The sequence below is a fragment of the Marinimicrobium koreense genome (assembly GCF_003762925.1).
GTDB classification, from domain to species: Bacteria; Pseudomonadota; Gammaproteobacteria; order Pseudomonadales; family Cellvibrionaceae; genus Marinimicrobium; species Marinimicrobium koreense.
On record NZ_RJUK01000001.1, the window covers coordinates 1,091,170 to 1,104,371 of the forward strand.

The window sequence follows — 13,202 nt, forward strand, 5'->3', positions numbered from 1 at the left end:
TATTATGAATTGCCTGTTAAGGGTTTCAGTGCCCGGCCATCACGGCAGGGTCAGAGTCAGAATGCCACCGCCCAGCGGGCCATCATTGGCCAGTTTAAGGCTGCCGCGGATGCCGTGAGCGCGATGCAACTGGACAATCCGGGCCGCAAACAGCAGCCCCAGGTTGGTACTGCCACTGGAAAAAGAAACGCCCGCGTTCATCTCCAGTGGGGCATCCAGCATTGACTGGGGGTAACCCTGTCCATCATCGGCAATGCGGATGTCCAGCCCCCGGTCCGTCACCTCAGCGCTGATCAACAGTTGCGAGTGCGAGTACCGGGCACAATTTACCAGAATATTGTTGATCACGCCGCCAAGCAATTCGCTGTCAAAGTACCATTTGAGATCCGGATCACACTTTACTGTCACCTCCAGGTCCCGAGCCTGGAACAGCACATCGTTCCGGTCCACCTGGTCCTCCAGCAGGTCCACCACGTGGTGCTCGTCGACCTGAACCCGCAGCGATTCGTGCTGCATGCGATACAGGGTCAACAGCTGAACAAGCTCACTGTTGATTCGCGATGCTTCGTAGCCGAGCACAGAGAAGGTTTTCCGCTGTGCATCATTTTCCGGCGGGTTGTCCGCCAACATGGACTCCAGAGTATGCAGCAGCATACCCAGCGAGTTTTTCATGTCATGAACGCTGGAGGCCAGTACAAAGCTGAAATCCAGACCCTCATCTTGTTCGTCCATTGCTCTCCCCTCTTGGGTGTTCAGGGTTTGATTCACCAATGCCACGTCACACCCTCAACTACCGATTTTGACTTTGTTCTCGACTTGCCGATGCAGATCCTGAAGCTGCCGGAAGCGACGGAACTGCTCGTGGTTGGGCAGGATGGTGTCAGTCACAAACTGAAGAGTAACCGACACTTTGGCCAGGTCGCTCTCATGAGCACCTTCCCGATCGATTTTATCCAGCAACGCTTGAGCGAGGTTAAGGCGGACGCCGATATGTCGCGGAAACTTGCGCAACGCTTCATCAAAGCATTCAATTGCATCCCGATACTGTTGCTGCTCATAGAAACTGATGCCGCGCTGGTTGATTTCGGCCACCAGCTGCCGGTTTTTATGGCTGACCGGCTCTTCCAGCAGCCGGTCAATTTTTTCCAGATCACGCTCCTGACCGGCGTGCAGAGACGTCAACTCCTCCAGCAATTCGCTGGCCTCGGTGGCCCGATCCGTAGCGCGATAGGTCTTCGCCAGCTCAAGCGACGCATCCAGACTCAGGACCAGACCCTCATCCGCCAGCAGCGACTGAGTCTGCTCGAGCAATTGCTCCGCCAGTTTTTTATCGCCCTGTCCCGCTGCGATCTGAGCTTCAATCAACAACGCTTCCGCTTTACGATCGGTCTGTTTCCCAAACCGCTGCTCGTAATCGCTGAGGGTTTTCAGCGCATCCCGGGCGTATTGCTTGGCCAGCGTTTTGTCTTCGGCGAACAGGGTCGCCGTCGCCCGGGCAAAATCCAGATGAACATCGGCCCGGTCATACACCGAATTCTCGCCCAGCCGAACCGCTTTGCGGTAAGCCGTTGCCGCGGTAACCACATCGTGGTTTTCCATCGCCGTTTCGGCCAGCGTCTGTTGTCGTAAAATCGCGAGCGGAGAGACTTCAACGGCGTGTTCAAGCACTTTCTGAAGACGGTCACGGGCGCCCTGCTCGCGACATATTTGCGCCTGCAGGTCATAGGCCTTCATGAACAACGGGTGTTCCTGCACCGTTTCTTCCAACCATTGCTGCGCCCCCAGAAGATCGCCCCGCGCGCGCTTGACCTCCGCCATGCCGACCATCGCCCAGTCCAGTGAGCGGTGCTCGAGCGCTTCGCGATACAGCGCCTCGGCGGCATCAACATCTCCCATCTCGAGATACAGGTGACCGAGCATTTTCTGGCAGTGAGCCGCGAACCGGCCGTCGGAGGCCACTTCTTTGCGACACAGCTGAATGGCGACATCAAACTGCTTGCCATTGATGGCCCGATACACCGGTGTCAACTTGTCGCGCCGGGCCATCAGGCGATCGAGACGCCGCTGCAGGGATCGGGTGGTGATCGGTTTGGCCAGGTATTCGTCCGGCTCCGAGTCGTAGGCGGCCATCACCATACTGCGGCTGGACTCCGCCGAAATCAGGATAAAAACCGCCGTGGGATCAAGAATTTTGTGATAGCGAAGATCTTCGAGTACCTGCTGCCCCGTTTTCCCTTTCCCCAGATTGTGGTCACACAGAATCAGGTCGTACATTTTGGCCTTGCACAGGCGCAGGGCTTCAGCGCCATTGCTGGCGGTATCAATCGAGTTTACGCCCATTTCCTGAAGCATTTTGCTGACGGTCATACGAAAGCTGTCAAAGTCGTCCACAATCAGTGCGTGCAGCTTTTTGTAGCCCGCATAGGCCATAGGGGAGTCTCCGGAACCGAGTCATACAGGGCATCAACGCCTGCCCACAGAATAGCGTATTTACGGAGGGGGTGACAGAAAATCGAGAAAATTCAGGAGCCTGCAGCAGCGCCGGTCATGTGGGCTGGCGCCGGCGGGACTCAAACAGTGAGTTGCCGCCCTGCGCTTTGGCGCTGTGCTTTGCCTCGGCCAGTAACTGAGCCACCTGGTGATGGGTTCTGCAATGTACGGGATCGGGAGTCACACAACCGATGGACAGTGTCAGGGGACCGAAGCGCTGACGCTGACCAGTGCGATCGTGGCTCCAGTAGTCCCGCTGCTCCGGGGGCATGAGGTCGGCTGCGTCCTCGATGAACTGCGCCAGAATACGCTGGCAGCGAATGCGCCAATCATCACTGCGAAAGACCACGACAAAATCATCACCACCAACATGTCCGACAAAATCCAGAGCCTCGTGGGCGTGCTTGACCAGAAGCGTCCCCAGCATCAGGATCACATCGTCTCCCAACCCGTAACCGAAGGCATCGTTGAACGGTTTGAACTGGTTGATATCGCAATAGGCGACCGTAAAGGGTCGGGCATCGAGAAGTAGCTGGTCTATCCACTCGTACAGAGGCACGTTCCCCGGGAGCTGGGTCAGCGGGTTGCTGTGTCTCGCGAGCCGCATTTTTTCCTCGGTGATACAGCGCAACAGCCGTCCCACCCGAACGACGCCGGCATAGCGGCCCTCCCGTTCAACCAGCAGATCCACGCTCAGATTCTGCAGGGGGTCCTCCGTGACCATCTGGCCGGCCAGTTTCAGTTCGCAATCAACATCAACTCGGATGGTGCGCTTACATATGAAGGTCGCGATCGGTTTACCCGCGTGCAGTTCATAAGAATATCGATGCGAGAAGATGTTCAAGAGCTCGCTGCGGCTGACCATCCCCAAAGGCCGCCCCTCTTCCACGACCGGCAGGCAGGTCAGTTGCTGATCGGCCCGAAACCGTTCGACCACTGACAGGGTTGAAACCGTTGGCTCGACGGCCTCGGCGTACTGAACAATGTCACCAACCCGCTGACGGAAGGTGAAGGTGTCGTGCAGTCGCGGCCGAAAACCGACCAGTCCCTCGAGCCCCACCATCTGCTTGGGCGGGTGGCTGCAGGGCCTCAGCAACAGGTACCCCTGCACATACTCGACCCCCAGTGCGGCGAGCGTACGCAATTCCTCTTCGCGCTCGATACCCTCGGCAATCACCCGATTTCCGAGCCGATTTGCAATGTCCAGCATGGCGCGCACAAATTCCCGTTTGACCGGATCGGCGTCGATATCGCTGATAAAATGTCGATCAATTTTGACGTAATCGGGATTGAGCTCACTCCAGACCCGCAGCCCCGCGTAGCCGGCGCCCAGATCATCCAGTGCCACCGCGAACCCCTGGTGGCGAAAGTGATCCGTGGCCGCCCGGAGCGAGACAAACTCATCCAGCGGCTGGCGTTCGGTCAATTCAAAGACCACCCGCTCGGGATCCAGGCCGACCCGGGTCAGAATCTCCCGGGTGACCCCTTCCCGGTAGTGCCGGTCGGTAAAGCTCAATGGCGACATATTAAGAAACAGCTTACCCGGCAGCGCCTGTGCCACAAAGGCCTCGCAGGCCACTTCCCGACAGGCGTATTCCAGGGCGGCCAATTGCTGACTGCACCGGGCCGCATCAAACAACTGGGCCGGGCTGTGCAGGTCGCTGTCCTCGGGCCCCCGAATCAGCGCCTCGTAACCAACGATCCTGCCACCATCAAGTGCGATGATGGGCTGGAACAGTGGCGTCAGCAGCTTCCGGTCAATCAGGCGCTGCAACGCCTCCGATGGGGCGGATACCGGGGAAAGCGGGCCATTGGCCAGACAGGACGAGAGATTGGCAGACATTTCTGCATGGTGAAACATCGATGTGACAATTCCGTGACAGGCGGGCTCTGCCAATTCGGGACCGCAATCGGTACAATTCGCGCCTGAACTTGCCCGACTCATCTGGAAATGCCCATGTCCGACAGCCACTCCGACCAACTCTACGCCGACCCACTCGCTGAAGTCAGCCGTTTCGCCTTCGATCAGAAGGTTGTGGAGGTCTTTCCGGATATGATCAAGCGCTCGGTTCCGGGCTACGCCACCATCATCAATATGATCGGCGACCTCGCCGAGCGCTACGCGACCTCGAACAGTCGCTGCTACGACCTGGGCTGCTCTCTGGGGGCTGCCACTCTGGCCATGCGACACCGGATTCGCGCCAGCAACTGCGACATCGTGGCGGTCGACAACTCCCCCGCCATGATTGAACGATGCCGCCAGGTGCTCGCCGCCGACACCGCCGAACCCCCGGTGCAGCTGCTCTGTGCCAACCTGCAGAGCACCCCGGTTAGCGGCGCCTCCATGGCGGTCCTCAATTTCACGCTGCAGTTCATCCCCCCCGGCGAACGTCAGGCCGTGCTCGACCAGATCGCCGAGGGCCTGCAGCCGGGCGGCATTCTGATCCTGTCGGAAAAAGTGGCGTTCAAGGATCCGCTGCACAATGAGCTGATGATCGAGCTGCATCACAACTTCAAACGCGCCAACGGCTACAGCGATCTGGAAATCGCCCAGAAGCGCAGTGCGCTGGAAGAGGTCCTGATCCCGGAAACGCTCGAAACCCATCGCGACCGTCTCCGCCAGGCCGGGTTTACCAGCGTGGACGTCTGGTTCCAGTGTTTCAATTTCGCATCGATGATTGCTATCAAATGATTGAGTATTACCACACCCTCCTCGAGACGCTTCGCCTCGACCCGGTCTTGTCTCGCTGGGCTGAACAACTGCCCGAGCAGATCCGTCGGGGACTGGACACCCGTCGCTACGGCGACCTTCCCGACTGGCTCAATGCGCTGGACCAGTTGCCCGATATTCATGCCGACTCGATCGAGCTGAACAACGAGGTTCGAATCGAGACCGATGACGCGCTTGATGCCGACACCCTCCAGCAATTGCGAAGCGCGCTGGAAGCGTTGATTCCCTGGCGCAAGGGGCCCTACCACCTCCACGGTATTCATCTGGATACCGAGTGGCGCTCGGACTGGAAGTGGGATCGGGTCAGCCCCCATCTGGCGGACCTGACCCACCGGCGGGTGCTGGACGTGGGCTGCGGCAACGGTTATCACTGCTGGCGGATGCTCGGCGCGGGCGCATCACGGGTCATCGGCATTGATCCATCACCGCGTTTTGTCGTGCAGTTTCTCGCCATTAAACGATTGCTCGGCGGGAACCCGCCGGTCGACGTGGTACCAGTAGGCATAGAAGCCCTCCCCCCCAAACTGGAGGCCTTCGATACCGTGTTCTCGATGGGTGTTCTCTATCACCGGCGCTCCCCCATGGATCACCTTCGGGAGCTGAAAGAGGCGCTGCGCCCTGGCGGTCAAGTGGTACTGGAGACGCTGGTGATCGAAGGCGGACTGGGTGAGGTGCTGGTGCCCGAAGGCCGGTACGCCAAAATGAATAACGTGTGGTTTTTACCCAGCGGCCCCAGTCTCCTGAGCTGGCTGCGCAAAGCCGGCTTCCGGAGCCCGCGCATGGTCGATTTCTGCCCCACCACTACGGAAGAGCAGCGCGCCACTGACTGGATGAGGTTTCACTCACTGCCGGAGTTTCTGGACCCGGACGATCCGAACCGAACCGCCGAGGGTCATCCCGCTCCGATTCGGGCGGTGTTCATCGCTGAAACCTGAATCAGGTCAGTCGTCGCTCAGCGAGCTCAAGGGAGTAGTCAACCCAAATGCCTGATGGATCTGCTCGCACCAGAGATTCAGCCGGCTGAGGGTCAGTTCTTCCTGCTGATCTTCATCCAGAGCCAAGCCGACAAACAGGCCCTCGCCGGGAATTTCGGCCTTGGACGCCTCATAATCATAGCCTTCCGTGGGCCAGTGCCCCACGATAGTGGCGCCGCCGGCGACCACCACATCGTGCAACATTCCCATGGCATCAAGGAAGTAGTCACCGTAACCAAACTGATCACCCAGGCCAAACAGCGCGATGGTCTTGCCACTGAAGTCCACTTCAGCCACATCATCCCAGAACTCTTCCCAATCCGACTGAATCTGTCCGAAATCCCAGGTCGGGATGCCGAGAATCATCTGGTTGTAATCCGCCAGATCCAGTTGGGTCACATCGGCGATATCGTGCACGGCGACCACATCCTCGCCCAGACACTGCTGGATCAGGTAAGCCACCCGTTCGGTGTTACCCTCGTCGCTTCCAAAAAACAAGCCTATCTGCGCCACATGCACCTCTGCTGGTATCACTCCGGATGGACGGGAATTCTCCCAATTCTGGCCCCGGCAGGCAAGTGCGGGAGCCATGTTAAAAAAGGTTAAATTGTGTCCCACGCCATGACAGACGGCGGAGGCTGTAGCACACTACACACTCGGCATTCAAACGAGGCAAGAACCGACACTACCATGGTGAAACTGCTACTGATCGACGATGACCAGGAACTCTGCCAGCTACTCAACGAGTATCTGACTGCAGAGGGGTTCGAAGTGGACGTTGCCCACGACGGCGAGCAGGCGCTGGAGCAAGTCAACCGCGGCCATTACGCGGCGATCATCCTGGATGTGATGCTGCCCAAGCGCAGCGGATTTGACGTGCTCAAGTCGGTGCGTCAGAAGTACACCACCCCGGTGCTCATGCTCACCGCCAAGGGAGACACCATCGATCGGGTCGTAGGCCTGGAAATCGGGGCCGATGACTACCTGCCCAAGCCCTGTGATCCCCGGGAGCTGGTTGCCCGCCTGCGGGCCGTGCTGCGCCGGGCCGGCAGTGCCGTGCAGTCACCGGGCGGCGCCGAAACCCTTCAGGTGGAGGCACTGCGCCTGCACCTGGGCAGCCGAAGCGCCCACTGGCAGGATCACGATGTCCCCCTGACGGGCACCGAGTTCAGCGTACTGGAGCTGCTGGTTCGCCAGGCCGGCCAGGTGATCAGCAAGGATGAGCTCACCGAGCAGGCGCTGAACCGCAAACTGACCCCCTACGACCGCAGTATCGACGTGCATGTCAGTAATATCCGCAAAAAGCTGACCAGTGCCGGAGCCCGACGGGAAATGATCATCAACGTCCGCGGCGCCGGTTATATGCTCACCCTGAACGATACCCACGAGGGTGGCCTAGCCTCCGCATGACACGACTTTACCTGAAAGTATTTTTCACCTTCTGGCTGATCACGGCCACGATCATTGTGGCCACCAATGTGCTGGTGCACTGGTTTGATCTGGCGCCGGACGCCAAGCTACACCAACACCGCTATGACAAGGACTACGCCCCGGCCCGCCGCCTGTTGTTTCAGATGGTCGGCTCGGCCATCAACCGCAATACCGAAGAACTGATTCAGGACATGAGGGCCATGCCCGGCTGGTCCACACAGTATTTCTATATTGTCGACGAACAAGGTGAGGACCTGTTGGATCGCCCGGTGCCTCAGGGCGTCCAAGCGCTCATTCCCGAGCTGACCAGCATCAAGCCCTACGGCCGGCACATCGAAGGTCATCAGAAAATCTATGGCCGCTACCTCTCGCTCAATGATGGCCGAAAGATCAAGGTGATTACAGTGTCGTCCACCCACGACGACCCCTCCGAAGCGGATATCATGTGGCAGCTGTTTATCAGCAACATCTGGCCGCTACTGCTGGTCTCGATTCTGATCTGCGGGGTGGCTTGCTACTTCCTTGCCCGACATTTTTCCCGTAGCGTTGCCACTCTGCAGAAAGCCACCAAGCAGATCGCCAATGGCGACCTGAGTGTACGCGTCAGCCCCCACTTTGCCGGACGGCGGGATGAAATTGCGAGCCTGGGCCGGGATTTCGACCACATGACCGAACGGCTCGAAAAGGCCATGCTGGAGCAGAAGCGCCTGATCAAAGATGTGTCTCACGAGCTTCGCTCTCCCCTCGCCCGACTCCAGGTGGCACTCGGCATTGCCCAGCAGCGCAGCAATGGTTCGGTAGACAAGGAACTGGATCGGATCAAGAAAGCCGCCGACTATCTGGGCGATGTCATCTCCGACATTCTGGCGCTGCCCGTACACGACAACGGCGGCTGGGAGCTGGACGACACCCTGGACTTGCGGGCCCTGCTGGAAACCCTGATGGAAAACTATGGCGCCGAGGCGAGACGTAAGGGTGTGACCCTGGTGCTGGATTCGGAGCTGGACGAAGCTCTGGTCCCGACCCACGGCAACATGCTGGTCGGCGTGTTCGAGAACATCCTGCGCAACGCCCTGCATTACACCGATCCCGCCTCGACTGTCCGCCTGTCACTCAGCGCCGACAAACCCCATAAGCCCGACGATCCGTACTACTGCGTGCAGGTCTGCGATCAGGGGCCTGGGGTGCCGGCAGAGAGCCTTTCTGACATCTTCCAGCCCTTCTACCGTACGGACGAGGACCGCAACCGGGAAAGCGGTGGTTACGGGCTCGGGCTGGCCATTGCCCAGCGCAGTGTCGCGCTGCACCAGGGCACCATTGATGCGCAGAACCAGCCGGAAGGCGGGCTTTGCGTCCGTGTCTGCCTGCCGGCCGTGAACGAAAGCTGACGGCAGCGTGCGCGCTGAACGGGCGGCACCGGCAAGGTTTGACCGCCCGGCGGCAAACCTTGTCAAAATTCCGCCACCACATCGCATTTTGATGGTTTACACGCCAAAAACCGTCAACGAACCCCTCGGTTTTTACAACAAAAACAACAAGTTAACATTCATTTTCTGAATCTGGCATAAAAATCGCTTGAGAGACTACTCGAGAACCACGTTACGGAGTATTTCCTTTACCCGGCAAACGTGACCAACAGACAGAGCGAACCCGTTCATGCCAGACGACGCCCAACCGCTACATCGCCAACAACCTCGTGCGCCCCAGAAAGACGCTGCCGAGCAGCGACTAGGTCTGTTGCAGCGCCTGATGACCACCCAGGAACCGGGCACCATGGTCACCCGTTTCTATGACGGGGTGGCTCCACTGCTGAGTCTGAAAGGGGTGCGCTATGAAGCGCCGGTGCCGGGGGGCATTGTGGATATCGGCAATACCGGACGACACCAGTGTGATTACGCGCTGCACGGCTCCGGCCAGCCCCTCGGTTCACTGCTGTTCTATCGGGATCGTCGGTTTTCCGAAATGGAGCTGGCGCGACTGGAGGAGTGGCTGAGCCTGCTGGTGGTCCCTCTTAGCAATGCCCTCAACTACCAGAATGCTGTGCGCCTGGCCTCTGTGGACGCCCTGACTGGTCTGGGCAACCGGGCCGCCCTCGACGCCGCACTTCACCGGGAATTGCGCCTGGCAGAACGCTGCGGCAGCGAATTTTCCCTGTTGCTGGTCGACGTGGATCACTTCAAACAGATCAACGATCGCTGGGGCCACAGTCGGGGCGATCAGGTTCTGAGAGAGGTGGGTAAAGCGATCAGCCACGCCTGTCGAGAAACCGACTTGGTGTATCGCTACGGGGGCGAAGAGTTTGTCGTGCTGCTCAGTGGCACCGATGCAGGCGGCGCCCAGACCTTCGCAGAGCGATTGCGCAAAGCGGTCCAGACTTGGCTTTCCGACATGGAGCGACTTTCGGTCACTGTCAGCATCGGAGTCAGCACTCGTAAACCGGAGGGTGAAACCTCTATCCACAGCCTGTTCGACCGGGCAGACCAGGCGCTCTACCGGGCGAAAGCCCAGGGGCGCAACCGGGTGGCGATGGAGTTGACCTGCCACACCGGTGAAGCCCCCTGCGTTCAGGCGGGGTAGTCCGCTGCGCTCAACTGTCCTTGGGCGCTCTGGGCTTCTTCTGTTTTACGGCGGGAGAACGCTTGCCGACCCCGGCTCGCAGACGCTTTTCCTGTCGCTCCATGCGCTTTCGTTCGTCCGGTGTCAGACGGCTCACTTTGGGCCGCTCAATCCCCGCGGTCAGCAGAAGATCCCGAATTTCCTTGTCGTTCAGCTCAATCCACTGACCCACCCGGACGTGGGAGGGAATGAAAATATTCCCGTAGCGTACGCGCTTCAGACGGCTGACTTTTACCCCCTGGGACTCCCACAGGCGGCGCACCTCCCGGTTACGCCCTTCCATCACGACGCAATAGAACCAGCGGTTGCGCCCTTCCCCGGCGCCCTCAACAATATCGGTGAAACGTGCTACGCCGTCGTCCAGCAGTACGCCTTCGACCAACTGGCGCTTCATTTCATCGTCCACCGCACCCTGAATCCGCACCAGGTACTCCCGGTCGATGACTGAGGAGGGGTGCATCAACTTGTTGGCCAGTTCACCGTCGTTGGTGAACAGCAGCAGACCGCTGGTGTTGTAATCAAGGCGCCCCACCGAAATCCAGCGCTCGCCCTGTAACGCGGGGAGGTTCTCGAACACGGTGCGCCGCCCTTCCGGGTCCTGACGGGAACAGATTTCGCCTTCCGGCTTGTTGTACAGAATCACCCGCTGACGGGATACCTGGGTACGCACCTGAACCCGCTCACCCTTGAAAAAGATGGCGTCATCGGGCGTCACTCGATCCCCCAGATGCGCCGGGCGGTCATTGACTTTTACCAGACCGGCCTCGATGGCGCGCTCCATTTCCCGGCGGGAGCCCAGCCCGGAGCGGGCCAGCACTTTCTGCAGCTTTTCATCCAACGGTGCCTCAGCCACGGGCTTTTTTTCCCGGGGAGCCGCAGGTGCCTTGCCTTTGGCGGCCTTTGGCGGAGCGCCACGACCGCTCTTGCCGGGGGCTGCTGGCTTGCTGGTGTTGCTCGACGGCCCAAAGGGGCCTGGTCGTTTCGATTTACTCATAGGGACGATTGGTCTGCCTCGGGGTTCTGACGCGGCTCGGCGTCTGTATCATTCGTTTCGTCGCGCTCAAACAGCGAACCTTCATAGTATTCGGTCTCGGTGGACGCATCCTCCGGGTCTTGCTCACCGTCGGGGTCTTGAGAGGCTTCTGACGTTGCTGACTCATCGACATCCTCTTCTGTCGCTTCGTCTGCTGCGGCTTCCGTGTGCTCTACCTCATCCGAAGTGGACGGTTCGGCCTCGTCGTTCACCGGCTCGGCCTGCGCCTGAGTCTCGTCGAGATCATCGCTACCCGCTTCAGCCTCGGCTGTGTGTTCAGCCCCGTCGTTCTGGTCATGGCTCTCAGCCGCGTTATCGTCAACGTTTTCCTCGGGACTCGCTTGAGTAGCGGAATCGTCATTCGTGTCGTCATCGCTGTTCCCCTCCGCTTCCGTGTCGAGGTCCAGCGCCGCATTGATGTCGTTGAGGTCACGGATTTCACCCAGGCTCGGCAACTCGTCCAGACTTTTCAGATTGAAATAGTCCAGAAATTGCCGGGTGGTGGCATACAGGGACGGACGGCCCGGCACATCCCGGTGACCGACGACCTTGATCCACTCCCGCTCGGTCAGTGTCTTGATGATATGGGAGCTGACCGCGACGCCGCGGATCTCTTCAATATCGCCGCGGGTGATGGGCTGGCGATAGGCCACCAGCGCCAAGGTCTCCAGTAATGCCCGGGAGTACTTCTGGGGTTTTTCTTCCCACAGTCGGTTGATCCAGGGCGCCACCTCGGTCCGCACCTGGAAGCGCCAGCCAGAGCCGACCTCCTTCAACTCGAACCCCCGGCCCTCGCAATCCGCTGCGATGGCTTCCAGAGCCGATTTCAACGCATCGGTTTCCGGCTCTTCACCCTCTTCGAACAGGGCTTTGAGTCGATTGAGATTCAGCGGTTGTCCCGCGGCCAGTAGAGCACCTTCAACAATATTGCGCAGCTGGGTCGATTCCATGGTCATGCTTGGTTCACACTGATTGATCGGGAGTACCCGGGCATGGCTATTGCACCCGGGCCTTTACGTGAATGGGGCCAAACGGCTCGCTCTGGACAATCTCCACCAGGGATTCCTTGATCAGCTCCATGACCGCCAGAAACGTCACTACGACGCCAAGACGGCCCTCCTCCACGCGGAACAGGGCAACAAAGGGCATAAACTGATTGTGGGCCAACCGGTCCAGCACCTGAGCCATTCGTTCCCGAGTGGACAGCTTTTCCTTTTCCACATGGTGGCTTTCAAACATATCGGCCCGCCGCAACACCTCGGACAGCGCCAGGAGAATCTCCTTGAGCTCGACATCCGGGTCGGGGCGGGTCAGGTTCCGGTCTGGCGCCTCCGCGCTGGCCTGGAAAACCTCGCGCCCCACCCGGGGCAGCTCATCCAGGTCCTCAGCCGCTTCTTTGAAGCGCTCGTACTCCTGCAGACGACGGATCAGCGCCGCCCGGGGATCCTCTTCTTCCTCTTCTTCCTCGCTGGAGCGCGGCAGGAGCATCCGCGACTTGATCTCCGCGAGCATGGCCGCCATCACCAGATACTCCGCCGCCAGCTCAAAGTGCGCGGCGTCCATCAGCTCCACATAGGCCATGTACTGACGGGTGATTTCGGACACATCGACGTCCAGAATATCCAGGTTCTGGCGCCGAATCAGGTATAGCAACAGATCCAGCGGCCCCTCGAACGCTTCCAGGAACACTTCCAGGGCATCCGGTGGAATGTACAGGTCCTTGGGCAGCTCGGTGTAGGCCTTGCCCTGAACGATCGCGAAGGGCATCTCCTCCTGGCTGGGGCGATGCGTCAACTCAGCCGCCGGCTGTTGCTCTGCCGGGTCGTCGCGCTCGGCTGCTTCGGCCGTATTGTCTGCGGATGAACTCATTCACTCTCTCGCCCCGAGGCTACTCGGGATGGCTAACGGGTTGACGGGCATGCGGCTT

General features: G+C 59.6%; 12 protein-coding genes. 5 read left to right on the forward strand and 7 right to left on the reverse strand.

Translation table 11 applies throughout. The features are described from left to right. Positions 1-39: 39 nt before the first annotated feature. From EDC38_RS04655 to EDC38_RS04665, 3 genes are all read right to left on the reverse strand, one after another. Entirely contained in the window at positions 40-732 is a 693-nt protein-coding gene (locus EDC38_RS04655; RefSeq protein ID WP_123637510.1) for a sensor histidine kinase, read from the reverse strand. Between the two features lie 54 nt (positions 733-786). Next, complete coding sequence (locus EDC38_RS04660) at positions 787-2,430, reverse strand: tetratricopeptide repeat-containing response regulator (RefSeq protein ID WP_123637511.1); 1,644 nt, start codon at positions 2,428-2,430, stop codon at positions 787-789. A 115-nt stretch (positions 2,431-2,545) separates the two neighbouring features. Continuing rightward, positions 2,546-4,351, reverse strand: coding sequence for a bifunctional diguanylate cyclase/phosphodiesterase (locus tag EDC38_RS04665; protein ID WP_246004333.1), 1,806 nt, complete (start codon positions 4,349-4,351; stop codon positions 2,546-2,548). A gap of 96 nt (positions 4,352-4,447) precedes the next feature. Here EDC38_RS04665 and cmoA point away from each other — a divergent pair, with 96 nt between their 5' ends. Both cmoA and cmoB read left to right on the forward strand, forming a co-directional pair. Further along, on the forward strand, positions 4,448-5,182 hold the full coding sequence (gene cmoA, locus EDC38_RS04670) for a carboxy-S-adenosyl-L-methionine synthase CmoA (RefSeq protein WP_123637512.1): 735 nt from the start codon (positions 4,448-4,450) through the stop codon (positions 5,180-5,182). Continuing rightward, positions 5,179-6,156: a tRNA 5-methoxyuridine(34)/uridine 5-oxyacetic acid(34) synthase CmoB gene (cmoB, locus tag EDC38_RS04675; RefSeq protein ID WP_123637513.1), complete on the forward strand. Its 978-nt coding sequence runs from the start codon at positions 5,179-5,181 to the stop codon at positions 6,154-6,156. The genes cmoA and cmoB overlap by 4 nt, the downstream gene beginning before the upstream one ends. A 6-nt stretch (positions 6,157-6,162) precedes the next feature. On the opposite strand, the gene EDC38_RS04680 is transcribed toward cmoB, so the two are convergent. Further along, entirely contained in the window at positions 6,163-6,708 is a 546-nt protein-coding gene (locus EDC38_RS04680; RefSeq protein WP_123637514.1) for a flavodoxin, read from the reverse strand. 177 nt (positions 6,709-6,885) lie between these two features. Between EDC38_RS04680 and EDC38_RS04685 the strand changes: the two genes are divergently transcribed. The 3 genes from EDC38_RS04685 (at position 6,886) to EDC38_RS04695 (ending at position 10,203) form a co-directional block, all read left to right on the forward strand. Beyond that, entirely contained in the window at positions 6,886-7,605 is a 720-nt protein-coding gene (locus EDC38_RS04685) for a response regulator transcription factor (RefSeq protein ID WP_024460358.1), read from the forward strand. After that, complete coding sequence (locus EDC38_RS04690; protein ID WP_123637515.1) at positions 7,602-9,014, forward strand: ATP-binding protein; 1,413 nt, start codon at positions 7,602-7,604, stop codon at positions 9,012-9,014. The genes EDC38_RS04685 and EDC38_RS04690 overlap by 4 nt, the downstream gene beginning before the upstream one ends. Positions 9,015-9,282: 268 nt before the next feature. Further along, positions 9,283-10,203 carry a GGDEF domain-containing protein gene (locus EDC38_RS04695; protein WP_123637516.1) on the forward strand — a complete coding sequence of 307 codons (921 nt, stop codon included), beginning with the start codon at positions 9,283-9,285 and terminating at the stop codon, positions 10,201-10,203. 10 nt (positions 10,204-10,213) lie between these two features. Here EDC38_RS04695 and rluB read toward each other — a convergent pair whose 3' ends face one another. From rluB to EDC38_RS04710, 3 genes are all read right to left on the reverse strand, one after another. Continuing rightward, the gene (rluB, locus tag EDC38_RS04700; protein WP_246004334.1) at positions 10,214-11,095 is read right to left on the reverse strand and encodes a 23S rRNA pseudouridine(2605) synthase RluB; all 882 of its coding nucleotides are present in this window, start codon (positions 11,093-11,095) and stop codon (positions 10,214-10,216) included. Positions 11,096-11,232: 137 nt separating this feature from the next. Next, complete coding sequence (scpB, locus tag EDC38_RS16480; RefSeq protein ID WP_246004335.1) at positions 11,233-12,231, reverse strand: SMC-Scp complex subunit ScpB; 999 nt, start codon at positions 12,229-12,231, stop codon at positions 11,233-11,235. 40 nt (positions 12,232-12,271) lie between these two features. Next, positions 12,272-13,144, reverse strand: a complete 873-nt coding sequence (locus EDC38_RS04710; RefSeq protein WP_246004336.1) for a segregation and condensation protein A — start codon at positions 13,142-13,144, stop codon at positions 12,272-12,274. Positions 13,145-13,202: the final 58 nt, after the last annotated feature.

What these genes read in the sequence shown, in the direction of transcription:
- EDC38_RS04690 (WP_123637515.1), top strand. Translation starts at nt 7,602, where the DNA reads ATGACACGACTTTACCTGAAAGTATTTTTCACCTTCTGGCTGATCACG.
- EDC38_RS04710 (WP_246004336.1), bottom strand. Translation starts at nt 13,144, where the DNA reads ATGAGTTCATCCGCAGACAATACGGCCGAAGCAGCCGAGCGCGACGAC.
- EDC38_RS04685 (WP_024460358.1), top strand. Translation starts at nt 6,886, where the DNA reads ATGGTGAAACTGCTACTGATCGACGATGACCAGGAACTCTGCCAGCTA.
- cmoA (WP_123637512.1), top strand. Translation starts at nt 4,448, where the DNA reads ATGTCCGACAGCCACTCCGACCAACTCTACGCCGACCCACTCGCTGAA.
- scpB (WP_246004335.1), bottom strand. Translation starts at nt 12,231, where the DNA reads ATGACCATGGAATCGACCCAGCTGCGCAATATTGTTGAAGGTGCTCTA.
- cmoB (WP_123637513.1), top strand. Translation starts at nt 5,179, where the DNA reads ATGATTGAGTATTACCACACCCTCCTCGAGACGCTTCGCCTCGACCCG.
- EDC38_RS04695 (WP_123637516.1), top strand. Translation starts at nt 9,283, where the DNA reads ATGCCAGACGACGCCCAACCGCTACATCGCCAACAACCTCGTGCGCCC.
- EDC38_RS04665 (WP_246004333.1), bottom strand. Translation starts at nt 4,351, where the DNA reads ATGTTTCACCATGCAGAAATGTCTGCCAATCTCTCGTCCTGTCTGGCC.
- EDC38_RS04660 (WP_123637511.1), bottom strand. Translation starts at nt 2,430, where the DNA reads ATGGCCTATGCGGGCTACAAAAAGCTGCACGCACTGATTGTGGACGAC.
- EDC38_RS04655 (WP_123637510.1), bottom strand. Translation starts at nt 732, where the DNA reads ATGGACGAACAAGATGAGGGTCTGGATTTCAGCTTTGTACTGGCCTCC.